Origin of the sequence: Aquirufa echingensis (genome assembly GCF_042714525.1) — a bacterium.
GTDB classification, from domain to species: Bacteria; Bacteroidota; Bacteroidia; order Cytophagales; family Spirosomataceae; genus Aquirufa; species Aquirufa echingensis.
Map to the genome: position 1 here is coordinate 149606 of NZ_JBBKYA010000004.1, position 25643 is coordinate 175248.

At 42.2% G+C, this 25643-nt stretch carries 24 protein-coding genes; 18 read left to right on the forward strand and 6 right to left on the reverse strand.

Features of this window, described 5'->3' with window-relative positions:
• Position 1: 1 nt before the first annotated feature.
• From SKC38_RS08650 to SKC38_RS08670, 5 genes are all read left to right on the forward strand, one after another.
• On the forward strand, positions 2–307 hold the full coding sequence (locus SKC38_RS08650) for a hypothetical protein (protein WP_377976738.1): 306 nt from the start codon (positions 2–4) through the stop codon (positions 305–307).
• A gap of 75 nt (positions 308–382) precedes the next feature.
• Positions 383–643, forward strand: coding sequence for a hypothetical protein (locus SKC38_RS08655; protein ID WP_377976739.1), 261 nt, complete (start codon positions 383–385; stop codon positions 641–643).
• A 6-nt stretch (positions 644–649) separates the two neighbouring features.
• Positions 650–1753, forward strand: coding sequence for an efflux RND transporter periplasmic adaptor subunit (locus tag SKC38_RS08660; protein WP_377976740.1), 1104 nt, complete (start codon positions 650–652; stop codon positions 1751–1753).
• A 1-nt stretch (position 1754) separates the two neighbouring features.
• Positions 1755–4874 carry an efflux RND transporter permease subunit gene (locus tag SKC38_RS08665; RefSeq protein ID WP_377976741.1) on the forward strand — a complete coding sequence of 1040 codons (3120 nt, stop codon included), beginning with the start codon at positions 1755–1757 and terminating at the stop codon, positions 4872–4874.
• Positions 4864–6288, forward strand: a complete 1425-nt coding sequence (locus tag SKC38_RS08670; protein ID WP_377976742.1) for a TolC family protein — start codon at positions 4864–4866, stop codon at positions 6286–6288. Before SKC38_RS08665 ends, SKC38_RS08670 begins: the two co-directional genes overlap by 11 nt.
• On the opposite strand, the gene purN is transcribed toward SKC38_RS08670, so the two are convergent.
• On the reverse strand, positions 6271–6843 hold the full coding sequence (gene purN, locus SKC38_RS08675) for a phosphoribosylglycinamide formyltransferase (protein ID WP_377976743.1): 573 nt from the start codon (positions 6841–6843) through the stop codon (positions 6271–6273). The two genes, SKC38_RS08670 and purN, sit on opposite strands and share 18 nt — an antisense overlap.
• Positions 6844–6932: 89 nt before the next feature.
• On the opposite strand from purN, the gene bshA reads away from it, so the two are divergent.
• A complete protein-coding gene (gene bshA / locus SKC38_RS08680; protein ID WP_377976744.1) occupies positions 6933–8096 on the forward strand; it encodes an N-acetyl-alpha-D-glucosaminyl L-malate synthase BshA in 1164 nt (387 codons plus the stop codon).
• On the opposite strand, the gene folK is transcribed toward bshA, so the two are convergent.
• Positions 8080–8565, reverse strand: coding sequence for a 2-amino-4-hydroxy-6-hydroxymethyldihydropteridine diphosphokinase (gene folK, locus SKC38_RS08685; RefSeq protein ID WP_377976745.1), 486 nt, complete (start codon positions 8563–8565; stop codon positions 8080–8082). The genes bshA and folK overlap by 17 nt on opposite strands.
• Positions 8566–8610: 45 nt before the next feature.
• Here folK and SKC38_RS08690 point away from each other — a divergent pair, with 45 nt between their 5' ends.
• Positions 8611–9171 (forward strand): YqgE/AlgH family protein, encoded by a 561-nt coding sequence (locus tag SKC38_RS08690; RefSeq protein WP_377976746.1) that lies wholly within the window; start codon positions 8611–8613, stop codon positions 9169–9171.
• Between the two features lie 57 nt (positions 9172–9228).
• Here SKC38_RS08690 and recG read toward each other — a convergent pair whose 3' ends face one another.
• Entirely contained in the window at positions 9229–11328 is a 2100-nt protein-coding gene (gene recG / locus SKC38_RS08695; protein WP_377976747.1) for an ATP-dependent DNA helicase RecG, read from the reverse strand.
• 65 nt (positions 11329–11393) lie between these two features.
• On the opposite strand from recG, the gene SKC38_RS08700 reads away from it, so the two are divergent.
• Genes SKC38_RS08700 through SKC38_RS08720 form a run of 5 tightly spaced genes read left to right on the forward strand, consistent with a single transcriptional unit; the run spans position 11394 to position 14831 of the window.
• Positions 11394–12074 (forward strand): T9SS type B sorting domain-containing protein, encoded by a 681-nt coding sequence (locus SKC38_RS08700; RefSeq protein ID WP_377976748.1) that lies wholly within the window; start codon positions 11394–11396, stop codon positions 12072–12074.
• A complete protein-coding gene (locus tag SKC38_RS08705; protein WP_377976749.1) occupies positions 12075–12587 on the forward strand; it encodes an NADH-quinone oxidoreductase subunit B in 513 nt (170 codons plus the stop codon). It abuts the gene before it with no gap.
• A 4-nt stretch (positions 12588–12591) separates the two neighbouring features.
• On the forward strand, positions 12592–13068 hold the full coding sequence (locus SKC38_RS08710; RefSeq protein ID WP_377976750.1) for an NADH-quinone oxidoreductase subunit C: 477 nt from the start codon (positions 12592–12594) through the stop codon (positions 13066–13068).
• Positions 13065–13940: a glycosyltransferase family protein gene (locus SKC38_RS08715; protein ID WP_377976751.1), complete on the forward strand. Its 876-nt coding sequence runs from the start codon at positions 13065–13067 to the stop codon at positions 13938–13940. Before SKC38_RS08710 ends, SKC38_RS08715 begins: the two co-directional genes overlap by 4 nt.
• The gene (locus tag SKC38_RS08720) at positions 13941–14831 is read left to right on the forward strand and encodes a glycosyltransferase family 2 protein (protein WP_377976752.1); all 891 of its coding nucleotides are present in this window, start codon (positions 13941–13943) and stop codon (positions 14829–14831) included. It begins immediately after the preceding gene.
• Here SKC38_RS08720 and SKC38_RS08725 read toward each other — a convergent pair.
• Complete coding sequence (locus tag SKC38_RS08725) at positions 14806–15729, reverse strand: glycosyltransferase (RefSeq protein WP_377976753.1); 924 nt, start codon at positions 15727–15729, stop codon at positions 14806–14808. The genes SKC38_RS08720 and SKC38_RS08725 overlap by 26 nt on opposite strands.
• Before the next feature lie 50 nt (positions 15730–15779).
• Between SKC38_RS08725 and SKC38_RS08730 the strand changes: the two genes are divergently transcribed.
• From SKC38_RS08730 to nhaD, 3 genes are all read left to right on the forward strand, one after another.
• Positions 15780–17609, forward strand: coding sequence for an ABC transporter ATP-binding protein (locus SKC38_RS08730; protein ID WP_377976754.1), 1830 nt, complete (start codon positions 15780–15782; stop codon positions 17607–17609).
• Between the two features lie 83 nt (positions 17610–17692).
• Entirely contained in the window at positions 17693–18895 is a 1203-nt protein-coding gene (locus tag SKC38_RS08735; RefSeq protein ID WP_377976755.1) for a pyridoxal phosphate-dependent aminotransferase, read from the forward strand.
• A 73-nt stretch (positions 18896–18968) separates the two neighbouring features.
• Positions 18969–20228, forward strand: a complete 1260-nt coding sequence (gene nhaD / locus SKC38_RS08740) for a sodium:proton antiporter NhaD (protein ID WP_377976756.1) — start codon at positions 18969–18971, stop codon at positions 20226–20228.
• On the opposite strand, the gene SKC38_RS08745 is transcribed toward nhaD, so the two are convergent.
• Positions 20225–20902, reverse strand: coding sequence for a phosphatase PAP2 family protein (locus SKC38_RS08745; RefSeq protein ID WP_377976757.1), 678 nt, complete (start codon positions 20900–20902; stop codon positions 20225–20227). The genes nhaD and SKC38_RS08745 overlap by 4 nt on opposite strands.
• Positions 20892–22103, reverse strand: a complete 1212-nt coding sequence (locus SKC38_RS08750) for a peroxiredoxin family protein (RefSeq protein ID WP_377976758.1) — start codon at positions 22101–22103, stop codon at positions 20892–20894. The genes SKC38_RS08745 and SKC38_RS08750 overlap by 11 nt, the downstream gene beginning before the upstream one ends.
• 108 nt (positions 22104–22211) lie before the next feature.
• Between SKC38_RS08750 and rsmH the strand changes: the two genes are divergently transcribed.
• From rsmH to SKC38_RS08765, 3 genes are read left to right on the forward strand one after another with little or no spacing between them, the layout of a single operon-like run.
• Positions 22212–23126 carry a 16S rRNA (cytosine(1402)-N(4))-methyltransferase RsmH gene (gene rsmH / locus SKC38_RS08755; protein ID WP_377976759.1) on the forward strand — a complete coding sequence of 305 codons (915 nt, stop codon included), beginning with the start codon at positions 22212–22214 and terminating at the stop codon, positions 23124–23126.
• Position 23127: 1 nt separating this feature from the next.
• Positions 23128–23502, forward strand: coding sequence for an FtsL-like putative cell division protein (locus SKC38_RS08760; protein WP_377976760.1), 375 nt, complete (start codon positions 23128–23130; stop codon positions 23500–23502).
• A 2-nt stretch (positions 23503–23504) separates the two neighbouring features.
• Positions 23505–25640 (forward strand): penicillin-binding protein, encoded by a 2136-nt coding sequence (locus SKC38_RS08765; RefSeq protein ID WP_377976761.1) that lies wholly within the window; start codon positions 23505–23507, stop codon positions 25638–25640.
• Positions 25641–25643 lie beyond the last annotated feature (3 nt).

Consider the following 25643-nt stretch of genomic DNA (forward strand, 5'->3'; position numbering starts at 1 on the left):
CATGCTTAAAGGAATTATTATTTATTTCTTGTTGGTAATTTGTTTGCTTTCAAAAGATGGAATCAATTTTTGTATTGATTCTTATCGCGACGCAAAAGCTTTAGTATGTCAAGTAGATATTAGTTTAGAAGATACCTTAGAGGAAGAAGATGTCACAGAAGATTTGTGGCATTTTGCTTCTTCTGGTTTAGAAAATTTGCCAGAATTTTCAGTTATTTCCGGTAATAATAAAATCGTTGCTTCGCCTGAGGCATCATTTTTAAATGTGCTCTTGGAGCAAGTGAGTCCCCCTCCCCGCATGGCGTAATACGCGTGCATTATTGAAACAAAATCATAAAATTTTCTTGTAACCATGCCTTGTAAGGCATAAAAAATGTGAATCATGCAAACGTTCGCTTATGCGTCTATGTTTGTCTGCTTAACTTTTGTAGCAATTGCTCAGGGGAAACATTATAAAAATCAGATAAACAGGACATTAACAGAAAAGGTGTTCCTAACGAAGCCTGTTGAAGAAAAAGTACAACAGCACTCGAATCAAACACCTAAGTACCAACAAAATAAGCCTAATGTAGATTGGGTTGATACATTAAAAACAAAAAACAAATGGCCTTCATATAAGCAACATGAAGGAAAACCTAACTAGTATAATATGAAAAGATACCTATTCGGATTGTTATTGCTGAGTGCATGTACCTCTAAAAAGCAGGACGCTGTGGAAATTCAGACACTTGAAGTTTCGTCTCCTATTTCGTTGGACACAACGATACGGCAGGAATACGTGGCCGACATTCATGCCATTCAAAATGTTGAAATTCGCGCGCGTGTCAAAGGATATTTGGATCGCATTTTAGTGGATGAAGGAAAGCAGGTTAAACGTGGGCAAATCATGTTTACCATCAATAGCCAAGAATACGTAGCTGATCTTGCTAGAGCTAAAGCTGTTTTAAGTCAAGCCTCCGCAGAGTTGAAAGCGGAGGAATTGACTTTAGTTAATACGCGATTGCTAGTGGAAAAAAATGTCATTTCAAAAAATCAATTAGCTATTTCATTGGCGAAAGTGGATGGATTAAAGGCTAAACGAGAAGAAGCTCAAGCACATGTACGTGCGGCTGAACTCAAAGTTGAGCATTCGAATATTCGCGCGCCTTTTGATGGTGTAGTGGATCGCTTGCCCTTTAAACGTGGAAGTCTTGTAGATGAAGGGACATTGTTGACAACCCTGTCCGACAACCAAAGTGTATTTGCCTATTTTAATGTGTCAGAACAGGAGTATTTGGCATTTAGCCTGAAGGGTGGGGTCAACAAAGCTTCAGCGGTTGAATTACTTTTGGCGAACGGGGAGACCTATTCCGAGAAGGGAATTGTCGAAACGATCGAGGGAGAATTTGATAAAAATACGGGTAATATTGCCTTCCGTGCGCGCTTTGCTAATCCTAATAAATTATTGCGACATGGTGCATCTGGGAAAGTCCAACTGCCTAAAAATGTATCAGGATATTGGGCAATCCCTCAGAAATCGGTCTTTGAAATTCAAGAAAAAAGTTACGTGTTTGTCAAAGACTCATCAGGCGCTGTAAAGATGAAAGGTATCAATCCTGATATTCGTATCCCTCATTTTTACTTATTGAAAAGTGGATTTAGCGCTCAAGATACCGTGCTAATTGAGGGGATTCAACTGGTAAAACAAGGTCAAAAAATCAAGTCGAAATTTAAGCCAATGCGACAATTATTAAACGAATATAAAGGACTTTAATATGGTACAACAATTTATAACACGACCGGTTTTGTCGATCGTTGTATCGATCTTTATTGTGATTTTGGGTGTTGTCGCAATGAATCAATTACCCATTACTCAGTTTCCTGATATTGTACCCCCCGCTGTAACAGTTACTACAAAATATACGGGAGCGAATGCTGAAGTTTGTGCCAAAGCTGTTGTAACACCACTCGAACGTGCCATTAATGGCGTAGCCGGGATGACCTACATGACATCGGTTTCTGGGAATGATGGAACGAGTATTATACAAGTGTATTTCGAAGTAGGGACGGATCCTGATGTGGCGGCGGTCAACGTGCAAACTCGTGTCCAAACGGTACTTGATGAATTACCTGAAGAAGTTATCAAGGCGGGTGTAATTACTGAAAAAGAGGTGAATAGTATGCTTTTGTACGTGAATCTCCTAAGTGATGATAAGGAAATTGACGAGAAGTTTATTTACAATTTTGCGGACATCAACGTACTTCCGGAATTGAAACGAATTGATGGGGTGGGCTTTGCCGATATTATGGGTCAACGGGAATATGCGATGCGTATTTGGTTGCAACCGGATCGTCTGTTTGCTTACAAGCTTTCTGCTGATGATGTCATTCAAGCGCTTCGAAATCAAAACGTTGAGGCTGCTCCTGGTAAAATTGGAGAGAGTTCAGGTAAACACCCGCAAGCTTTGCAATATGTCATGCGCTACACGGGAAAGTTTACACAAGTTTCAGATTATGAGAATTTAGTCATAAAAGCCTCTGAAACAGGTCAAATTTTACGTTTGAAGGATTTAGCAGATGTGGAGTTCGGTTCATTGGATTATGATGTGCTTTCAAAGGAGAACGGTCGTCCGTCTGCTGCGATTTTATTAAAACAAAGGCCTGGTTCAAATGCTGCTGAGGTGATTGACAATGTGAAAAAACGTTTGGCAGAATTGAAAACGACAACTTTTCCGCCGGGTATGGGTTTCACTATATCGTATGACGTTTCACGTTTCCTCGACGCTTCGATTCATGAAGTTATCAAAACTTTATTAGAAGCCTTTTTGCTAGTAGCCTTAGTCGTATTTATCTTCTTGCAAGATTGGCGCGCAACTTTGGTGCCTATCATAGCTGTACCCGTATCGTTAGTGGGAACTTTTACGTTCATGTTGGCTTTTGGGTTTTCTATCAACTTATTGACCTTATTTTCTCTTGTATTGGCTATAGGTATCGTAGTGGATAACGCGATTGTGGTCGTTGAGGCCGTTCATGCTAAAATGGAAGAGAAAGATATGCCTGTTTTGGCTGCCACCCAAGAGGCGATGCATGAAATTTCTGGAGCGATTTTAGCGATTACCTTGGTCATGGGAGCGGTGTTTGTTCCCGTGGCATTTCTTTCGGGACCTATTGGCGTGTTCTTCCGACAGTTTTCTGTGACGATGGCGATATCGATTGCCTTATCCGGACTAACTGCTTTGACACTAACACCAGCATTATGTGTGTTGTTGTTGAAAAAACCAGAACATAACCAAAAGAATTGGTTGGGTAAATTCTTCCATGCGTTCAATTATCGTTATGATCAGGTTGCACAAAAATACCTCAATTGGGTAGGTGCTTTAATTACCAAGCGCGTATTCATGTGGTTGATTTTGCTTGGCTCTGTAGTCGGCACAGTAGTTTTATCAGGTATCGTACCTAGCGGATTTATCCCATCGGAAGATCAAGGTACTTTGTACGTTAATGCTACAACTCCAGCTGGTGCAACTTTGGAGCGTACAGAAGGGGTCATGGATCAGGTATTTAAATCAATCAAAGGAGTAAATGCCATTGAGTCATTTTCTACATTAGCAGGATTTAGTTTGTTGACGGATGGTTCAGGTGCTTCGTATGGAACAGGTATTATCACCTTAAAGCCTTGGGAGGAACGCAAGGAGACTGTGGATGAATTGACGGAGATCATTCGTTCGAAAACAAGTGGAATTAAAGATGCAAGCATTCAGTTTTTCCCACCGCCAGCTGTTCCGGGATTCGGTAATGCTTCGGGTTTTGAATTTAGAATTCAAGATCGAAGTGGTTCCGGAGATTTACAAAAATTAGCGGCAGTCTCAACTAATTTTGCCAAAAAACTCAATGAGGCTCCTGAAATTCAAAATACCTATTCCAGTTTTGATCCAAGCTTTCCACAGTATATGTTGGAGATTGATCAAGAGGCTGCGGCGCAAAAAGGGGTGAATATTTTACCAGCAATGGACAATTTACAAACCTTATTGGGTAGTTTTTATGCGACGAATTTCATTCGTTTTGGTCAGATGTATAAAGTGATGGTGCAAGTAGATCCACGTTACCGGGCTCATCCTGATGATGTTTTGAAGTTTTACGCCAAAAACAAATCAGGAGAAATGGTCCCATATTCTTCATTTGTGAAGATGAAGCGAGTATATGGTCCGGAACAATTTACCCGATACAATATGTTCACCTCAGCGATGGTCAATGGTGAGCCAGCGCCAGGCTTTAGTTCAGGGGCGGTGTTGGATCTTATACGTGCGGAGGCTCAAAAAAGTTTACCTCGCGGTTATACACTGGAATGGTCAGGAATGACTAGAGAGGAAGACTTGGCGGGCAACCAGGCTATATTCATTTTTGCTATCTGTTTGCTGTTTGTCTATTTGTTATTGGCGGCTCAGTATGAGTCCTTCTTGTTACCTTTTCCCGTATTACTTTTCTTGCCCATGGGTGCGATGGGGACTTACGCATTCTTATATATGTTCGGCTTACAAAACAACATATATGCACAGGTTGCACTGGTGATGTTGATCGGTTTGTTAGGTAAAAATGCGATTCTGATTGTGGAATTTGCGATTGCGAAACAGAAAGAAGGTACCTCAATTATTGAAGCGGCTAAAGAAGGTGCTTTCTCGCGTTTACGTCCCATTTTAATGACTTCATTCGCTTTTGTGGCAGGTTTAATTCCATTGATGCTGGCTTCAGGTGCAGGAGCAATTGGGAACCGTACTATTGGTACTGCTTCCGCTGGAGGAATGATTTTGGGTACAGTAGGTGGTTTATTAGTTATTCCGGGCTTGTATGTGGTATTCGCAACACTTTCGGCTAAATGGTCAAAAAATGAAAAATAAATATTGGGCACTTTTGTTTGTATTTGCTTTGGTATCCTGCCAAAAGGCCATCTTAAGGGATCAAAAGCGGATTGATTTGGACTTGTCTTCCTATAAGCAGGCTAATGATCAAACATCCGTATCAGATGTACAAGCTTGTTGGAAGCGCGATAGTTTATTGGTCCAACTCATTGATTCGGTTTTAGTACGGAGCAATGATATTAAAATTGGTTTTTTAGATATGGCGATGTCGCGTGCTGATTTTGCGAATCAACGGGGATTACGGAAGCCCATGGCAGCTGGTGTCATTCAACCTAGTTTGAAACGTTTTGGTAAATACACGATGGATGGGGTAGGAAATTACGATACGCAGTTTTCGCCCAACATCAGTAAAGATCAAATTATCCCCGAAAATCTACCCGATTTACTCATTGGCATGCAAGCTAGTTGGGAATGGGACATTTGGGGGAAATTAGCCAAACGAAAAAAGGCAAGCGCCTTAAGGTATTTGGCGACTGAGTCAGGCCAACAATGGTTGATTACCTCCTTGGTTTCAGAAGTAGCCAGTGCATATGGCCAATTGGTTTCGTTGGATCAGGAATTGGAGATTTTGAAAACAAATATATCCATTCAGAGGAAGGCGTTTGAGTTGGTCCAAGTTCAAAAAGAGGCTGGTACGGTGAATGAATCGGCGGTCCAACAATTAGAGGCTCAGTTATTGAATTCCCGTGCGCAAGAAGGGGATGTCTTACAACAAATTACGGTGCTTGAAAATCAGATAAGATATTATTTGAATAAGCCGGGTACCAAAATTAAGCGCTCATCATACCCTTTTCAGTGCGCAATGGATAGCACGATGTTTGCCCATGTGAAGATTGATCAATTAGAAAATCGACCAGATATTCGTCAGGCAAAATTGAATTTATCCGCGGCTTTCGAGTCCAAAGAAAGTGCCAAGCTGGCACTTAAGCCGTCAGTGGTTTTATCCGGAGTCTTAGGTGTGCAGGGTTTTCAGCCTGCATATTTATTTCAATTACCAGCATCCATGGCCTATCAGTTATTGGGTGGAATTACGACACCTTGGTTGAATCGTTCTGCGATAACGGCTGACATACTTCGAGCTGATGCGCAATGGAAGTCGCAAGATTTGGCCTATCAAAATGCTTTAATTAAAGGTTACTTGGAGTGGGATACACAGGTTAAATCCTTGGGTTATTTGCAAAGACAAAATCAGTTGAAAGAGCGTGAGGTATTACTGACAAAAGGAGCCATTAATACGGTAGGGACTTTGTTTTTGACAGCAAATGCTAGTTATTTGGAAGTGTTAACTGCCCAACAAAATGCCTTGCGTTCAGAATTGGAATTGCTGGAAATCTCTAGAAAGCGTTGGATGCACGCGATTCAATTGTACCGGGTTTTAGGCGGTGGTTGGTAATACAAGTGATTCGATGACCTTCGGAAAATCCCGATGTTCTAGTACCTGCCCTTTTTTTGCAACATCTTCCGGAGTATCACTTGGCAACACCGGGAAAGAACTCTGGAAGATAATCGCACCTTCGTCATAATGTTCGTTCACATAATGTATAGTGATGCCGGATTCTTTTTCACCTGCGGCAACCACAGCTTCGTGCACGAAATGTCCATACATGCCTTTTCCTCCAAATTTAGGAAGTAAAGCTGGGTGTAAATTGATGATGCGTTGTGGAAATGCTTGTACATATTCCGAAGGAACGAGCCATAAGAAACCGGCTAGGACAATCCAGTCGGTTTGTAAGGACTGAATTTTACGAAGTAGGGTTCCGTTTTTATATTCTTCCCGTGAAAAAACGCTGCAGGGAATTTGTAATCTTTTCGCACGTTCGATGACGCCTGCTTCCGGATTATTGCAAAAAATGTGGGTAATTTTAATCTGATTGGACTGTTTGAAATGTTCGACGATTTTCTCGGCGTTTGAGCCAGAACCAGAGGCAAAAATGACAATATTCTTCACAGGTGCTAATTTTATTTTTGCAAATTTAAGGCTAATTCAGGAACCTTTCGGGATTTGTCGTAGTTTTGTTTGCGTTTGAATCTCCAAATATGAAAATAGGAATCATTTGTTATCCCACCTACGGAGGTAGTGGTGTCGTAGCGACCGAGTTAGGCAAGGCGCTAGCTTCGGTAGGGCATGAGGTGCATTTTATTACCTATACGCAACCCCCTCGCCTCGATTTTTTCAGTGAAAATATCTTTTACCACGAGGTTTCGGTTGCGTCCTATCCTTTGTTTGAATACTTGCCTTATGAGTCGGCATTAGCTAGTAAAATGGTGGATGTGACGGTGAATGAGCAATTGGATTTGATTCATGTGCATTATGCGATTCCGCATGCTTCGGCAGCTTATTTAGCCAAGCAAATTTTGAAATACAAAGGTATTCATGTGCCAGTCATTACGACCTTACATGGTACTGATATTACGCTGGTCGGTCGCGACCCTTCTTTTGAACCGGTAGTTACTTTTTCGATCAATGAATCGGATGGCGTAACCGCTGTTTCTGAAAGCTTGCGGGATGATACCTATTCTTCTTTTGAGATTTTGAGTAACATCGAGGTGATACCCAATTTCATTGATTTAGAAAGATTTAAAAAGCAGCCCAAAGAGCATTTTAAGTTGGCGATTTGTCCTAATGGTGAGAAGCTTTTGATGCATACCTCCAACTTCCGGAAGGTGAAACGCATCGAGGATATTATACATGTTTTTGCCAAAGTTCAGAAGCAAGTTCCTTCCAAATTATTATTGGTGGGGGATGGCCCTGAGCGGTCCGGCATCGAGGCATTATGCCGCGATTTGGGCGTTGCATCCGATGTTCGTTTCCTAGGCAAATTAGATACGATTGAGGAGGCGTTATCCCTAGCGGATTTATTCTTTTTGACATCCGAAAAGGAGAGTTTTGGCCTAGCGGCTTTGGAGGCAATGGCCTGCGAAGTTCCGGTTATTTCGTCGGATGCTGGCGGTATTCCTGAAGTGAATATTCATGGCGTTACGGGATTTGTGAGTAAAATCGGGGACATCGATGACATGGTGGCTAATACAGTCAAAATCTTGAAAGATGAGGCATTGCATACGCAAATGAAGGCGAATGCATTAGCCCGTGCGAAGGATTTCTCTTTGGAAAAAATCTTGCCGATGTACGAGCGTTATTACGAGAAAATTGTAGGCCAAAGTTGGCGTTTCCCTACCCAAAAATTTACAGATTCGGAATAAGCGTAACCGCGCTCGTATCTTTTGTTTCGAGCAATAATTCAGCGATAGATTTATTCAGCACAGGATGTTCGAAGTCCGCTGCAATTTCATACATGGGAATCAAAATGAATTTTCGATCTTGAATATGCGGATGAGGTACTTGTAAATTTGCGGTTTGGATAATTTGTTGGCCCACAAATAAGATATCCAAATCCAGCGTTCGTGGTCCCCAGGTTACCTGGCGCTCCCTTCCAAAATCTTTTTCAATCGCTTGAATGGCTACTAAAATAGCCTCTGGTAAGAGTGCCGATTCGAGTAAAATGACTTGGTTGACGAAATCTGCTTGGTCTTGCAAGCCCCAGGCGGCCGTGCGATAGCAGCTCGATTTTTGCAAGATTAGCCCAACTTTATTTTCAATCATCGGATAGCAAGCTTCAAATATTTCCTGAGTATTTCCTAGATTGCCTCCTAAAGAGAGGTAAACATGCATAGTGTTAGCGTTTAATTTCCTCACAAACATACAAATATCTTTTTTATGCCTAGCCCATCTGACTTGAAACCAGGGGTTTTATTGATTTCTGAGCCATTTTTAGAGGATCCGTCTTTTAAACGCTCGGTCATCTTGCTGTGTGAACATTCGAGTTCACATTCTTTTGGCTTGGTGCTAACGCAGCCACAGGAGGTGATTTTAGATTCCATCATGGATGCCAAAGTCATGGGGGAAATTCCGCTTTTTGCTGGCGGTCCCGTGGATCCAACGATTTTGCAATTCATTCACCGTCGGCCTGATTTAATTCAAGGCGGACAGGAAATTAGTCCGGGATTATTTTGGGCGGGAGATTTTGAGCAGGCAATTGAAGCTGTCGTGGATGGCACAATTTCATTCCAAGAGATTAAATTTTTTATTGGATATTCGGGCTGGTCGGCGGGCCAACTCGATCGCGAATTAAAATCAAATTCATGGATTGTTTCGGAGGCGCGGCTCAATGATGTATTCGAGGAATTACCTGAAAAATTGTGGAGAAAGGTGCTTTATCAGAAAGGTGGTAATTTTCGCGTTTTATCAACTTATCCGGATGATCCGAACTTAAATTAAATTTCTCCTCACTACCTTTGGCAAACCTTGGAGGATTGCCAAAGGTAAGGGAGGGAGCTAGCTAATCCGCGCCCAGTTTGTCGTCTCTTTTCGTTGATGCATCACCTGTTCCCGAATCATCAAATGTCGATCTAATGCTAAATGTGGGTCTTCCTCCAATATCTTAATAGCCGTTTCCCGCGCAACTTTTAATATCTCACCATCCTTCGCTAAATCGGCAATCATCAAATCAATCGCCCCACTTTGACGCGTACCCGAGATATCCCCTGGACCGCGTAATTGCAAATCCACCTCCGCAATTTCAAAGCCATTATTGGTCTTCACCATCGTCTCAATCCGCTTTTTCGTGTCGGCACTTATTTTGTAATCTGTCATCAGGATGCAATAACTCTGTTCCGCCCCACGGCCTACCCGGCCACGCAACTGATGCAATTGCGACAAACCAAATCGCTCCGCACTTTCGATAATCATAATGGAGGCATTGGGTACGTTCACCCCAACTTCAATCACAGTCGTCGCCACCATGATTTTCGTTTCATTTTTGACAAAACGGGCCATTTCAATGTCCTTATCGGCCGGTTTCATCTTACCATGCAATATCCCCAAAGGCACCTCTGGAAATGCCCGCGAAATACTTTCGTAGCCATCCATTAAATCCTTGAAATCCATTTTTTCAGATTCTTCAATCAAGGGATAGACGATGTACACTTGTCGGCCTTTGGCCAACTCATGCTCAATAAAAGCAAAGACCTGCAAACGATGACTATCATAGCGATGTGTCGTTTGAATTGGTTTTCTGCCCACGGGTAATTCGTCAATCACCGATACATCAAGGTCACCATAAAGCGTCATCGCAAGCGTTCGAGGAATCGGGGTGGCGGTCATCACCAACACGTGAGGATGAATCGCCTTATTTTTATCCCATAATTTTGCGCGTTGGGCAACACCAAATCGGTGTTGTTCATCAATGATGCAAAGTCCCAAGTTGTTAAATTGAACAACATCTTCAAAAATGGCATGGGTCCCAACTAATATTTTCAGTTCGCCACTGGCTAAATCTTCCAATAGACCTACGCGGTCCTTTTTCTTCACGGAGCCCGTTAGTTTGGCAATCGTTATCCCCAGTAAATCCGCAAATTTCTTCAGTCCTTGATAATGTTGATCAGCCAAAATTTCCGTAGGCGCCATGATGCATGCCTGCGTTCCATTGTCTATGGCGAGCAGCATGGAGATAAACGCCACAATGGTTTTCCCAGAACCTACATCTCCTTGCAGAAGTCGGTTCATTTGTTTGCCCGTCTTCATGTCTTGAAAAATCTCACGAATCACCTTCTTTTGGGCTCCCGTTAAATCAAAAGGCATGTGTTCCTGATAAAAAGTTGTCAGTAATGCCGCAGAAGCAAAAACTTGCCCAGGAAATTGTTCTTTACGGACCAAATTTTGTTTGATCAGGCGTAATTGATTATAAAATAATTCCTCAAATTTCAGTCGGCGCCTTGCCTGATGCAACCAATTATCACTCTGAGGGTGATGGATGTGGTAAAGCGCTTCTTGTTTGGAAACTAAGCGAAATTGCTGAATGATTTCCATGGGCAGTGTTTCTCGAATATGTGAGAAGGCGGCCCCTAGCAACGTGCGCTGTAAGCCTGCGATCACCTTACTGTCGATGTATTTTTTGCGCAGTTTTTCCGTGAGCGAATACACGGGTTGGTAAAACTTGTCGTTATGATTCGATCCTTTAAACACCTCCATCTCCGGATGTGTCATTTGCATCTGACCATTGAAGGATGTCGGCTTGCCATAAAATAAATAATCAACACCTGTGACAAGTGATTTTTCGAGCCATTTGACCCCTTGAAACCAAACGAGTTCAATGCAACCGCTTTCGTCACAGCATTCCGCGACGATTCGTTGTTTGGCACCATTCCCTAATTTTTCCTTGTAGCGAATGCGGCCAATAAACTGCGCATGCTCCATTTGTTCATTGATATCAGCAATCCGATGGATTTGTGTCCGATCCTCGTAACGAAACGGATAATACTGAATCAGGTCGCCATAGGTGAATAAACCCAGCTCCGTTTGGAGTAAACTGAGACGGGTGGGAGTCATGCCGCGTAATTGCGAAAGATCCGTATCGAAAAAATGGCCTACCGACATTGAACAAATTTTTTGTGAATTTAGGTATATTTACAAAACGGTTAAAGCGTATCTTAAAATCCTTTATGTCGATTTCTACATTTTATCTTAAATTCAGTTGTTTCATATTCTTTATTGGAATAAGCTATACGATTTCGGCGCAGTCGGTTTCAACAAATCCTTGTAAAGATGTTTGGGTAGCGACAGATTCAAAGATTTTGATGTTTTCTCCTGAACCCGGCGAAGTTATTAAGCCGATTCTTGTTCCTGTGAATGGTTCGTTGAACCCCGACATCGAATGGACATGGACTCCTTCTTTGGGAATGGTTGATGCTCAGGGAAACGATGGTACACATCTGTTGCATCCTTTTTTTGATGTGCAAAAATTAGGGGATCTAGGCGGAAATGCGTTTACGACCACCTTTTATATCACGGGAAGAAATGCGAAAACAGGTTGTAATACATTTTCGTCGATTGACGTCATTATTTTGGCGCGGGTGAAACCTTATGATGCCATTACGCCGAATGGAGATGATTTAAATGACTATTGGGCAATAGATAACATTTCTTCCTATCCCGAGGCGACTATTACGGTCATCGACCGCTGGGGTGTTCCTGTATTTGAGGGTTCAGGTGAAACGTATGAAGAAAAGCCATTTCGTGGCAAATTAGATGGGAAATTATTGCCTACGGGTGTATATATGTATCGCATTAAACCCAATGCCGATTATCCGGATGTTGTAGGTTCATTAACCATTATACGCTAAATGAAGAGTTTATTAGACCAGGAATTTCAGGAAGAAGGGTTCGTCATTACGAAAGTGGAGGACCTGTTGAACTGGGCGCGTGCGAGCTCTTTATGGCCCATGAGTTTCGGCTTAGCATGTTGTGCGATTGAGATGATGCAAACTTTTGCTTCTGGGTATGATTTAGATCGATTCGGTGTATTTCCACGGCCTTCCCCTCGGCAATCCGATGTAATGATTGTCGCAGGAACTGTTACTTTTAAGATGGCGGACCGTATCCGTCGCTTATATGAGCAAATGCCTGAACCTCGCTATGTGATTTCCATGGGTTCTTGTGCAAATTGCGGCGGACCCTATTGGGAACATGGCTACCATGTGGTGAAAGGCGTAGATCGAATTATACCAGTGGATGTATATGTGCCAGGTTGTCCGCCTCGCCCGGAAGCACTTATAGGTGGAATTTTGAAATTACAAGAGAAAATTAATCGGGAAACGTTGGTGGTCCCTCAGCGCATTTTAGACGCCATATCGTAACATCATGGATTTGCAAGAACTCGTAGCATTAATTGAACAAACAGGAGTAAAGGTTGATCTGAATGAAAAATCAGGTCAATTAACCCTTGCGAGCCAAGACCTAGTGGCTATCTGTGATTTTCTTTGGCGCAATCCGAATACTTATTTTGATTCTTTGTCTTGTGTGACAGCGATTGATTTGGGAGTTGACGTAGGTCAAATGGAAGTAATCTATACGCTCTACTCAATTCCTTTTCATGTGACTTTGCACCTGCGCGTTGTCCTAGATCGAGAAAAACCAGAGGTTCCTAGTTTATCGGGAATTTGGAAAACGGCCGACTGGCATGAACGGGAGGCTTATGATTTCTTTGGCATACAATTTACGGGTCATCCGAATTTAACGCGCATTCTGTTGCCTGCCGACTGGGAAGGACATCCTTTGCGGAAAGATTATGTAGAGCAAGAGCGTTACCATGGCATTAAAGTCAAGTACGAGGAATGAAAATAGCCGGATTCACTTTTATACGAAATGCGGTTCAAAATGATTACCCCATTGTGGAGGCAATTACTTCCATTTTGCCTATTTGTGATGAATTTGTTGTGGCTGTGGGAAATTCAACGGATGGGACCCTCGAACTAATTCAATCCATTCCTTCCGATAAAATTCGAATCATTGAAACTGTTTGGGATGAATCAGCCCGTGAAGGTGGTCGTGTTTTTGCATTGGAAACAGATAAAGCCTATCAAGCCATTTCGTCGGATACAGATTGGGCTTTTTACATTCAAGGCGACGAATGCGTTCATGAAGATGATTTGCCTAAGATTGTGGCTGCGATGCATACGCATGCGGACAATCCCGCTGTAGAAGGTTTGTTATTTCATTACAAACATTTTTATGGTTCTTACGATTATGTCGCTGTTTCCCGTCGATGGTATCGCAGAGAAATTCGGGTGGTGAAATTTGATCCAGCCGTACATTCCTACAAGGATGCGCAAGGATTCCGCAAGGCAGGGAAGAAGATTCATGCCAAACTAATCGACGCATCCATCTACCATTATGGCTGGGTTAAACCGCCCCAAGGTTTGAATAACAAAGTGCGGAATTTTACGCAATTCTATCACGATGATGCATGGTTGGCAGAAAATGTCCCTGCCGATTATCAGTTTGATTATGAAAATGCGGAACGTTTAACCCGTTTTGAAGGGACACATCCACTTGCGGCGCAAGCTCGGATTGCGCGGATGCAATGGCCTTTCCAATTTGATGCGAAGGTTTTGAGAGATAAGATGAGTCTACGACGTAAAGTCCTGCAGCAAATCGAAGATTGGACCGGTTGGCGGATTGGAGAATATCGAAATTATAAGCAAATATAAGTGGAGCCAATTCAATATTTCCCGGCTGCCAAGGCACCTTCAAATCCTTATTTTTCCATCCTCATTCCGAGTTGGAATAATTTGGCGTTTTTGCAATTATGCATTCGCAGTATTCGTGCGCATAGTGTTGTTCCCTTTGAACTAATTGTCCATTTGAATGAGGGGAAAGATGGTTCTTTGGAATGGGTTCGCGATCAGCAAGATATTGCCTATACGCATTCCATTTCGAATGTAGGTGTTTGTCATGCGATGAATGCCATGCGGGAATTGGCGCAGGCGGATTATTTGCTGTACATAAACGACGACATGTACACGTTGCCGGGCTGGGATCTTTTATTGCAAAAGGAAATACAAGCTTGTCCAAATGAATATTTTTTCATCTCTTCCACGATGATTGAACCACGCGCACAAAGTAATTGTTCGATTGAGGCGAATTTTGGTACGAGTATGGACACCTTTGAGGAAGCGCGTTTACTGGCTGATTTCGATGGGTTTGAGAAAGCCGATTGGCATGGGGCTACCTGGCCGCCGAATGTGGTGCACAAGAAAATGTGGGATGCCGTAGGTGGTTATAGTGTAGAATTTACACCTGGGATGTATTCTGATCCGGATTTTTCGATGAAATTGTGGCAAGCTGGGGTCCGACTTTTTAAAGGTTTAGGTCAAAGCCGTGTTTACCATTTTGGTTCGATTTCCGTCAAACGTGTTAAACAAAACCGGGGATATTATCAGTTTATTCGCAAATGGGGAATGACTTCAAGTACCCTTTCGAAATACTATTTGCGCAGGGGAGAGCAATTTGATGGGCCTTTGGTTCCTCAAAAAATTCCTTTATTCGTTCAATTGAAGAATTGGTATTACCGCATTAGTACAGCGCGAAAAACAATTTAAAGCAATAGGCGAATTTCCCGAAGGCCGACTTGCCTTTGTATGCCAGCATGCTATCCCGATGCGCTAAAACAATCCGAACTCTTTTGATTCGATCGATTAGATTTGTGCCCTTGCAAGCCAAATAAAATTCAAGCAATACTTTTTGATCTTTACCCGCTGGACATCTGCCTTGCAATAAATTCAAGCGAGCTATAATACGCGCATTTCGTTCTTGGCGTGTCTGCTTGGTCTTTTTTGCTTTTTTTAAATCTGCCCCAATCGTATTGCTTTCATGTTGGCGATAATGAACTAATGACTCCGTCAAATAGGCGATTCCATTTGCGCAGGTAGCTGCAAAACCAATCAAATAATCATGTGTGACGAATTCAACGGTGGGAAGCGCAAATGCGAGCAAATCACGTTTGAACAACATGCTATGCCCAGGTGCCCATGCCCCAAAGGTGTACATGAGCGGACTATCATAAGCGATTTGGCTCTTGATATTAGACATTTTTTGTCCCGTCGGTTTCCCTGCCGCATCCACTAAATCTGAATCAGCATAAATCAAAGACGCATCCCCGATGGCTTTTTGAAGCTTCGTTATTTTCGTGGGCAACCAATAATCATCCTGGTCGGAAAGGGCAATAAGATCTCCTGTGGCCAAGTGAATTCCTTTTTCAAACGTTTTTCGATACCCAATGTTCGAAGCGTTTTGCGTGATTTTTACCCGGGAATCTTGTTGGGCAAAGCCTTGTAAAATCTCCCATGTACTGTCTTGTGAGACGTCGTCGATAAAAATAAATTCCAAATTCGGGTAGTCTTGCGCTAGCAGACTATCAACTTGAATGGCCAAGTATTTTTCACCTTGGTAGCAAGCCATTACGATGGAAACGAGGGGATAATCGGATCTTGTAAGCAAATTGTTTCTGAAAATTGTCGTAATTTAAGCCAAATTTTGAAATAGATTCCTTGAAAACATATTTACGTTTATTGTCTTACGCCGTTTCGATTCGAAAATATGTATTCCCATATTTTAGTTTTTCGTTGCTGGCCAGTCTTTTTGGAATCTTAAATTTCACCTTGTTGATTCCTTTGTTGAATGTCTTATTTAATCAAGCATCCACGAATCAAGCAGCTTTATATCGCATATTGCCTGCATTTTCGCTGAGCCCAAGTTATTTTTCCTTTTTGTTCAACCATTATTTTTATGGGGCGCTAGAGGCGTATGGGCGTTTAGGGGCTTTGGAATATGCCTGTGCGGCGATTATGATTTCGGTGGTTTTGGCGAATATCTTTCGTTATTTATCCCAACGCGTTTTGAAAACTGTGGAGGCAGATATGATTGCGTCTTTGCGTCAAGCAGTATTTGCTCAGGCAATCCGATTGGATTTGAGTTATTTTTCAGAGCAACGCAAAGGTAATTTGATTTCGCGTTTAACTACGGATGTACAAGAAGTAGAAAACAGTATTGGTCGGGCATTTACAGCGACCTTCAAAGAAATCTTTACGTTGATCATGTTTTTCGTTTTCCTTGCGAGCATGTCGGGGAAATTAACCTTGTTTTCATTGATCATTTTGCCTTTATCTGGTGGGGTGATTGCGACCATCACGCGCCGTTTGCGTCGTGCGGCAGGCGAAGTGCAACAGCATTTAAGTGGATTGATCAGTTTGTTGGATGAGACCTTTGGTGCCATGCGCGTCGTAAAGGCCTTTCGGGCGGAGAAGGTAATGGATGCGCGTTTTCAGGAGGGAAATGATCGCTACCGGAATTCTTTGTTGAAGATGGTTTTTCGCCAAGAATTGACGTCTCCCGTTTCGGAAAGTTTGGGAGTATTGGTTGTCACAGGGATTTTATTGTACGGAGGTAGTTTGGTGATTGCGGGCGATGGAGAATTAAGTGCGTCCACTTTCATTGCATTCATTGCGACTTTTTCACAGGTAATGCGTCCTGCCAAAGCGATTGCAGATGCTTTTTCAGGAATACAGCGCGGAGTTGCATCAGCAGATCGAATTATTGAGATTTTGGATACGGAATCAGAGATTCAAGTGGAAGAACCTGTTCATCCTGTGAAAGAATTTAAGGATAAAATTTCGTTTGAGGAGGTGGGTTTTGCTTATGTCAAAGGGCGTTCCGTGTTGAAGTCGGTGAGTTTTGATATTCCCAAAGGAAAAACCATTGCCCTAGTGGGTGCTTCTGGAGGTGGAAAATCTACGTTGGCAGATTTATTGCCACGTTTTTACGATCCGAGTGCGGGTCGGATAACGGTCGATGGTATCCCTTTGAAACAGATTCCTTTGGAAGATTTACGTGCATTGATGGGAATTGTGACCCAGGAATCTGTCTTGTTCAATGATACAATTTATAATAACATTGCTTTTGGTACGGAGGCTCCCATGGAGGCGGTTATCGAGGCTGCCAAAATTGCCAATGCGCACGAATTCATTGAATCGAGTTCGGATGGCTTTCAAACCGTTATAGGAGATCGAGGGTCAAAATTATCAGGAGGTCAGCGCCAGCGGCTATCCATTGCGCGTGCGGTTTTGAAAAATCCACCTATATTGATTTTAGATGAAGCAACAAGTGCCTTGGATAATGAATCCGAAAAAATGGTACAAGCAGCTTTGGGTAATTTGATGAAAAATCGGACCGTACTCGTTATTGCACATCGTTTGAGTACGATTCAACATGCCGACCAAATCCTCGTTGTTGATAAAGGCGAGATTGTGGAGCGGGGAACGCATGCGGAATTATTAGCAAATCCCAAAGGCTTCTATTCGAAGTTAAGCCAACAACATTAAGCGCGCTTTTCGAGAAATTTATTAGCTATTCAGCATTGAAATCGCTAATTTGCGCCCGATTTCAACCATTGTATTTATATATTATGTCATCATCCTTATTAGCCCAACGCATTCAAGCATTAGAAGAGTCATCCACGTTGGGAATGACGAAAAAAGCGCGTGAATTAGCTGCGCAAGGTCACAAAGTAATTAGCCTTTCGGTAGGAGAGCCAGATTTTAAAACGCCTGCACATATTTGTGAAGCAGCCAAAAAAGCCATTGATGATGGTTTTCATGGCTATTCGCCCGTGGCAGGTTATCCAGATTTGCGTTTAGCTATTGCAAATAAGTTGAAGCGTGATAATGGTTTAGAGTGGGGTTCAGAGAATATTGTGGTTTCTACGGGAGCAAAACATTCATTGGCAAATGCCATTGCAGCCTTGATTAATCCAGGGGATGAGGTAATTATTTTCTCTCCATATTGGGTTTCTTATTCGGAGATGGTCAAATTAGCCGATGGAGTTTCGGTGATTGTCCAAGGAGCATTTGATAATAATTTTAAAGTTACTGCAGATCAATTTGAGGCTGCAATTACGCCGAAAACGAAAATGGTCATGTTTGCTTCGCCAAATAACCCAACGGGCTCGGTATATACAGAATCAGAATTGCGTGATATTGCGAATGTTGTTGCGCGTCACGAAAATATCTTTGTGTTGGCTGATGAGATTTACGAATACATCAACTTTACACAAGGTGGACACTTTTCGATCGGCTCTATTCCTGAAATTAAAGACCGCGTAATCACGGTTAATGGGGTTGCGAAGGGTCATGCGATGACAGGATGGCGAATTGGCTTTATTGCTGCTGCAAAATGGATTGCGGATGGCGTAGAGAAATTACAAGGTCAAGTGACATCAGGAACAAATTCAATTGCACAAAAAGCGGCTGTTGCTGCATTTAATGGTTCATTGGATCATGCTTATGAAATGAAAGCGGCTTATGATCGTCGTCGTAAATTAGTAGTAGGTAAATTGCGCGAAATTCCAGGATTTAAAGTGAATATGCCGGATGGTGCGTTTTATGCATTCCCAGATATTTCTTACTATTTCGGAAAATCAGATGGTACGACAACAATCAATGATTCTGATGATTTCTGCACGTGGTTGTTGAATGAATCTTACGTTGCTACTGTGGCAGGATCGGGTTTTGGAGCCCCAGATTGTATGCGTATTTCTACAGCAGCAGCTGATGAGCAATTAGAAGAGGCTTGTGAGCGTATTAAAGCTGCGGTTGCTAAATTAAAATAAGCATCGTGTTTTAACGATTTATATTTGAAAGTCAGGGACATAAAACCCTGACTTTCTTTTTTATATTTACATCATGGAAATAATTTCAGTGCTCATTTTTATTGTTGGATATCTTGCCATTGCGTTTGAACATCCAATTAAAATTAATAAAACGGCATCTGCCCTAGTGACAGGTGTTTTAGTTTGGGTGGTTTTTGCATTAGTTCGCGGGCCTCATGACTTAGAATCGCTATCCCATCATTTGGGCTCAACGTCGGAAATCTTATTTTTCTTATTAGGTGCGATGACACTCGTGGAGCTAGTTGATGCGCACGAAGGTTTTCATTTTGTTAGCAGGCTAATTAAAACTAAAAATCCTGCGGCATTGATGTGGATAATTGGTTTTGTTACTTTTTTCCTTTCTTCTGTATTAGACAACTTAACTTCTTCCATTGTTATGGTAGCATTGTTGCGAAAGTTGATTAGCGATAGCTCCACACGTAAATTTTATGTGGGTGTTGTTGTCATTGCCGCGAATGCGGGTGGAGCATGGTCGCCTATTGGTGATGTAACGACAACCATGTTGTGGATTGGTGGGCAGATTTCTGCTTGGGGAATCGTTAAGAGTTTATTCGTTCCATCGGTTGTTTCTTTGTTGGTCCCATTATCTGTCGCGGCCTTTTGGGTTCGAAGGAGTCCTTTGGGAGCGATTCAAGAAGAGAGATCAATGACAGCTGAGGAGGAACGTCATGGGCGTATCATGTTATTTGCGGGAGTTTTAAGTTTATTAGGTGTACCGGTTTTTAAAACCTTGACACATTTACCACCTTACATGGGAATCTTGTTAGCCTTAGGTTTGGTTTGGATCTTGTCTGAGTTTTTGCATTCAGACAAGGATGAGGAAACGAAAAAGCCCTACACAGTTGGTCATGCATTGACCAAAATAGATACGTCAAGTGTTCTGTTCTTTTTGGGAATTTTGCTGGCGATTGGTGCTTTAGAATCTTTTGGTTATTTAGGTCAATTGGCTTCCTATCTAGAGTCTAGTTTGGGCAATCAATTTGTGATTGTTACCGTGATTGGGATTGCTTCGTCGGTTGTTGATAATGTCCCCTTGGTCGCTGCAACGATGGGTATGTATCCTTTGTCGCAATTTCCGTTGGACCATGCGATGTGGGAGTATTTGGCTTTTTGTGCGGGTACGGGTGGAAGTATTTTGATTATCGGTTCCGCTGCAGGCGTAGCGGTCATGGGGATGGAGAAAATCGATTTTGTTTGGTATGCCAAACGTATCGGTTTTTTAGCCTTGTTAGGCTATTTCGCGGGTGCTGCTACGTATTTAATGGTTCATTAAAATGCATAACTGACACGGGCAGCGTAGTAGTTGGGGGCAACAATGGGCTCCCAGTTTAAACTCGTTTTATCCAACGATTTCTTCAGTTTTGGGTAGATCCAATGTGCGATTTCGGCGGAGGCGATTCCGATAGCGGCTCCCATGGCGACATCTGTAGCCCAATGTTTATTATTTGCAATGCGCATCGCTCCTGTGGCAGTCGCAAGTGCATATCCACCTACAGAAATCAACGGATATTGTTTTCCATAAGCTCGATCGAGCATGCGCGCGCCAAAAAATGCTGTTGTGGTGTGCCCTGAAGGGAAACTATGGTCGGTGCCGTCAGGGCGCGTTTCATTAATCGCATACTTTAGTCCTTGAGTCATGACGGTATAGGTTCCGGTACCAATTAAAAATATGGTGAATAGTTCTTTGGGCTTTTGATTATCTTTTATTCCTGCTAAATGCAATCCAATGTTTAAAAGGGTCGGACTGTATTGTAAAAAGTCGTCGGCAGAATTGTGGTAGCCTCCTAAATTGTTTTGGTAGAAAGTTTTTTGTTGGTCCTTAGCAAAATCAGTATACAAAATTACACTTGCTGTTGATAAGCCAGCTACGTAATACCAAGCTTTATTTTGTGCAAGACTTGGGATGCTGATGAACAAGAAAAGTATTCCAAAGATTTTATTTTTCATGTAGGAGCGATTGGATAGTTTGTTCGAATTCGTGAATCCAATCCGTGTAGTAAACCCCTGTTCCAGGGCCTGAAAAGCCGGTATGTATTTCACGTACTTTGCCCGATTTATCTAGGATGAATGTTGTCGGGTAGCCATTGATTTTGTGTAGCATCGGTAGCACCTGCGCAATGGTCTCGTCATTTGGTTGGCCTGCAAACAATATTTCGTAATCCACTCCGATACGCTTTTTGAAGTTTTCAATTTTCGGTCCTGAAATGCTTAATTCCGGGGAATATTCGAAGGCAAGTCCAATTACTTCTACGCCTCGGTCCTTCATTTTCTTGTAATAAGGTGCTAGGAAACGCGATTCATCAAGGCAGTTGGGGCACCATGATCCCATTAATTCGATGATCACAACTTTATTTTTGTAGCGCTCATCTTGAAGGCTTATCGTTTTGCCTGCTGGGTTGGGTAAACTAAAGTTGATTCGATCAAACCCGGGCTTCAAAAAAGTGAGTTTTTTAAGGTCGGGGAGACTTGCTTGGTCGTCTTTGATTGCTTTGAAATTGCGCTTGCCTGCTAGGCCGGAGAAAAATTGCCCTTCGATTTGACTGCCTATTAATTTGCTCCGGAACTGCATGATGCCACTTCCATCGAAATAACTTAATAATAAGCTGTCTCCATTAATATTTCCTTGTAAAAAACGGTAGTCACCGCTAGTCTTTAAAACGGTTCCTGTGACTTTCGAGCCTTGTTGGTTCAAAATCATGACACCTGGACTGTGGTTGCTATCATCGGACCAGAAGTCGGCGGAGTATTTCCCACTCACCTGAATGCTTGCAGGTTTTGTTGGTGTGAAGCGCGCAGTGCTACCTGCTTGGGCTTGAAAGGGAATTCGATAAAGCGTTTTTCCGTTGCGTTTTTTTTGCCAAAAACCTACGAGGGATTTGCTATTTTTTAATGCGCCTACGAGTTCAGAATCGTATAATTCAAAAGGGATTACAAGGGAATCGCCTCTGAAATAGGCATCCCCAAGATTGGCAATCTCGGATCCATTTTGCATTCGGATATCGAGCTTGTTATTTTTCACTAAGAAGTTGAATGGAAGTTTACCGCCAATGTGGTCAATTTCCCCGCGCCATGGACCTGTTACAGGGCCTTGCGCGAAGCAAATTGCGCTAGATAATAAGAAAAACAGAAGCGATAGGATTGATTTCATGGCGATTGGAAATTTCAACAAAGATAGGGGATAAAACTTGTCACAAAAAAATCAGCATCCTGATAAAAAAGCTTATGCTTGCCAACAGATAATTTGTAAATTTGACTCATGTCTGAAAGTACCTACCATACCTCGGTTTTATTGCAAGAATGTTTGACTGGTTTAGCGATTAAACCTGATGGCATTTATGTGGATGTTACTTTTGGGGGTGGAGGTCATTCTAAGGCGATTTTAGCAGAATTAGGACCAGAAGGTCGTTTGTATGCTTTTGATCAGGATCCGGATGCTTGGAAGCAAGCGGATTTAATTGATGATGAGCGATTGACGTTGATAACGGCCAATTTCCGCTATTTGGAAAAGTATTTGCGCCTGCAAGGTGTGAAACAAGTGGATGGCATCTTAGCAGATTTGGGGGTTTCTTCGTTTCAATTGGATGCAGCCGAACGGGGGTTTTCGACGCGTTTTGATGGGCCGCTGGATATGCGGATGGGTCCTTCGGCTTCAACAAGTGCTGCGGAGGTGTTGAATACCTATTCTGCAGGAGATTTACAGAAGTTGTTTGGGATGTATGGGGAGATAAAAAATGCCAAAACCTTAGCCTTGGCGGTGGTGCAGGCAAGGACTCAAAAGCCGCTGGAAACGACAGGGGAGTTCAAGGAGATTTTATTTAAATTGGCACCGCGCAATAAAGAGTTTCGGTATTTCGCGCAGGCATTTCAGGCGATTAGGATTGAAGTGAATCAAGAATTGAAGGTGATTGAGGAGTTTTTGGAGCAGTCACCTAAAGTTTTAGCACCTGGGGGGCGTTTGTGTGTGATTTCATTTCACTCCTTAGAGGATCGTTTGGTTAAGAATTACATTAGGACAGGGGATTGCTTCGGAAAAGAAGATAAAGATATGTTTGGTGTGGTGCATAAACCTTTGGAAAGCGAAATTCGTAAGCCCATTACGGCTTCTGAGGATGAATTAAAAGTGAACCCCCGTTCTAGAAGTGCAAAATTGAGAATCGCTAGCAAAATATAAGATGGCAAATGCAGTAAAAAATCAATCCAATGAACCTTCGGGAAAGCCACAAAATGGTGTGATGGATTTATTGTTCAATATTGATTCGATGACGGGAGGCGAATTGCCTATACCATTATTGAAAAAAATTCTCTTTATCGCGGGCTTGATTATGATTTACATCTATTATACGATGATGGCAGAGAGTAAAATTCATCGAATTGAGAAAGCTAAGATGGATTTGGAAGAAATTCGAGCCAATTATACGACGCAGAAGGCAGAGTATATGAAAGTGGGTAAGCAGAGTTATTTGGCCTTGTCTATGAAAAAATACAAGTTAGAGGTAAGCTTAACTCCTCCGATTAAAATAGTCGCAGAAACAGAAAAAGAACAATAGGCATGGCAAAGTCAACAACGCAAAATATTCGCCAAATTATCACTAAACGCTTTAATGGCTTTTTCGTCATTATGTTAGGCGCATTTGGTCTATTGATGTTTTTCTTATTCAAGGTAGTCTTTGTCGATGGGCCCACGTTAAAGGCTGATGCATCATCGAAGTATATTAAAGAGCGCTCGATTGAGGCGGTTCGAGGGAATATTTATGCTAGCGATGGAAGTTTACTAGCGACTTCATTGCCGAAGTACCGTTTGGGGATGGACTTTTCGGTTTTTAAAACGGCAAAAATGCGTGAAGTGTATAAAAACAATGCGCGCGCGCTGGCTGAACATTTGTCGGCCTTTTACCAAGATCGTACCGCTGATGAATACTATTACAAGCTCCAAAAAGCGTTTGATAAGAAACAGCCTTATTTGTTGGTCAACAACCGACTCCTCGACTACCAGGAACGCAAGAAGGTTTTGACATTCCCGATTTTCAATTTACATCCGAATAATCCGATTAAGACGGGCGTTGTTTTTGATAAGGTCAATGTTCGTTACGCGCCATTTGGTCAAACAGCTTACCGTACGGTCGGCTACATGAAGGATAAAGTGCGCGTAGGTATTGAAGGCGCGTTTGATAAAGAATTAGCTGGCGTTCCTGGTCATGGGATTTTCGAGAAGATGGATAAGAACATGTGGCGTCCATTGGATGGTAGTAAAGAAATTTTGCCCCAGCGTGGCTTGGATTTACATACAACTTTGGATGTGGATATACAGGATATTGTAGAGCTCGCATTGATGAAATCCTTAGATGCCTATAAAGGTAATTATGCGACGGCTGTTGTTATGGAAACGGCTACAGGTGAGATTAAGGCCATTTCGAATTTAATGAAGAATGAGAAGTCTCCTACGGGTTATTCGGAATTTGTGAATTATGCCATTGAGGTGTCTGAAAATGACCCAGGTTCTGTATTTAAATTGCCTGCGATGATGGCGATGTTAGAGGAGTCACATATGCCATTGACGGAAACTGTGACGACGGGTGGAAAATATACAATTTATAATAAGACCATGTCTGATTCTCATGATTATGGGACATTGACTGCTCAGGGTGTAATAGAACATTCTTCAAATATTGGAACGATTAAATTGATGCAGCGCGTTTTTGGTTCAAAGCCTGCTAAATGGTATGACTACTTAAAGGGATTTCATTTGCTTGACCCTTTGGATTTCCAAATCAAGCCGGTGACGGCAAAGCCTAATTTTAGGGTTCCGACAAAATGGGATGCGTTAACCTATATGTGGACATCTGTGGGGTACTCATCAAATACTTCACCATTACATTTACTCTCATTTTATAATGCCATTGCAAATAATGGTTATTGGGTCCAGCCGATAATTGTCAAAAAGGCTACACAAGGGAATGAAGTAGTAATTGATTATACACAAACCCAGAAACGAGATTCGAAGCCTATTTGTTCGAAAGAGACTTTGGATAAGATTCGTATCATGTTGAAAGGAGTTGTTGAAAGAGGGACGGGTAATAACCTAACTGGAACAGCCTATGGAATTGCGGGAAAGACGGGTACTGCACAGCGCCGGGTGAATGGCCAGTATATTAAAGGAACCTATTATGTTTCTTTCATTGGGTATTTCCCCGTAAACAATCCAAAATATACGATGCTTGTTGCAATGGATAAGCCATTAGGTAGTTCCGAAGGTACTTATGCGCGCCAAGTAACTGCTCCTGTATTCAAGGATATTTCGGATCATATTTACGCAAGAGATATGAAAATTCAGCGTAAACTTACGGGGTACTTGCCTGATTCTTTGAACAATGCATCCTTACATCATTTAGTTCATCCGTTGGATCATGGAATTTTGTATTCAAATTTAGGATTTCCTCGAATCGAAGAAGATGGTAGATGGTTGTCATTTCAATTGAAAAAGAAAGAAGTGAAAAATTATGGGGTCAGTTTTGCTCCCAAAAAAGTTGCCAATGTTGTGGGGATGAACTTAAGAGATGCCTTATTCATCCTAGAAAATCAAGGGTTAAAAGTACGCGCTCAAGGTTTAGGCTTTGTAAAGTCGCAATCCATTCCGGCAGGGTTCCCTATTCAAAAGAATGCAATGATTAACATTCAACTTCATTAATTT

Bases quoted from the DNA above. Each gene is read 5' to 3' on its own strand.
- SKC38_RS08650 (WP_377976738.1), top strand. From the start codon at position 2: ATGCTTAAAGGAATTATTATTTATTTCTTGTTGGTAATTTGTTTGCTT.
- SKC38_RS08655 (WP_377976739.1), top strand. From the start codon at position 383: ATGCAAACGTTCGCTTATGCGTCTATGTTTGTCTGCTTAACTTTTGTA.
- SKC38_RS08660 (WP_377976740.1), top strand. From the start codon at position 650: ATGAAAAGATACCTATTCGGATTGTTATTGCTGAGTGCATGTACCTCT.
- SKC38_RS08665 (WP_377976741.1), top strand. From the start codon at position 1,755: ATGGTACAACAATTTATAACACGACCGGTTTTGTCGATCGTTGTATCG.
- SKC38_RS08670 (WP_377976742.1), top strand. From the start codon at position 4,864: ATGAAAAATAAATATTGGGCACTTTTGTTTGTATTTGCTTTGGTATCC.
- bshA (WP_377976744.1), top strand. From the start codon at position 6,933: ATGAAAATAGGAATCATTTGTTATCCCACCTACGGAGGTAGTGGTGTC.
- folK (WP_377976745.1), bottom strand. From the start codon at position 8,565: ATGCATGTTTACCTCTCTTTAGGAGGCAATCTAGGAAATACTCAGGAA.
- SKC38_RS08690 (WP_377976746.1), top strand. From the start codon at position 8,611: ATGCCTAGCCCATCTGACTTGAAACCAGGGGTTTTATTGATTTCTGAG.
- recG (WP_377976747.1), bottom strand. From the start codon at position 11,328: ATGTCGGTAGGCCATTTTTTCGATACGGATCTTTCGCAATTACGCGGC.
- SKC38_RS08700 (WP_377976748.1), top strand. From the start codon at position 11,394: ATGTCGATTTCTACATTTTATCTTAAATTCAGTTGTTTCATATTCTTT.
- SKC38_RS08705 (WP_377976749.1), top strand. From the start codon at position 12,075: ATGAAGAGTTTATTAGACCAGGAATTTCAGGAAGAAGGGTTCGTCATT.
- SKC38_RS08710 (WP_377976750.1), top strand. From the start codon at position 12,592: ATGGATTTGCAAGAACTCGTAGCATTAATTGAACAAACAGGAGTAAAG.
- SKC38_RS08715 (WP_377976751.1), top strand. From the start codon at position 13,065: ATGAAAATAGCCGGATTCACTTTTATACGAAATGCGGTTCAAAATGAT.
- SKC38_RS08735 (WP_377976755.1), top strand. From the start codon at position 17,693: ATGTCATCATCCTTATTAGCCCAACGCATTCAAGCATTAGAAGAGTCA.
- nhaD (WP_377976756.1), top strand. From the start codon at position 18,969: ATGGAAATAATTTCAGTGCTCATTTTTATTGTTGGATATCTTGCCATT.
- SKC38_RS08745 (WP_377976757.1), bottom strand. From the start codon at position 20,902: ATGAAAAATAAAATCTTTGGAATACTTTTCTTGTTCATCAGCATCCCA.
- SKC38_RS08750 (WP_377976758.1), bottom strand. From the start codon at position 22,103: ATGAAATCAATCCTATCGCTTCTGTTTTTCTTATTATCTAGCGCAATT.
- rsmH (WP_377976759.1), top strand. From the start codon at position 22,212: ATGTCTGAAAGTACCTACCATACCTCGGTTTTATTGCAAGAATGTTTG.
- SKC38_RS08760 (WP_377976760.1), top strand. From the start codon at position 23,128: ATGGCAAATGCAGTAAAAAATCAATCCAATGAACCTTCGGGAAAGCCA.
- SKC38_RS08765 (WP_377976761.1), top strand. From the start codon at position 23,505: ATGGCAAAGTCAACAACGCAAAATATTCGCCAAATTATCACTAAACGC.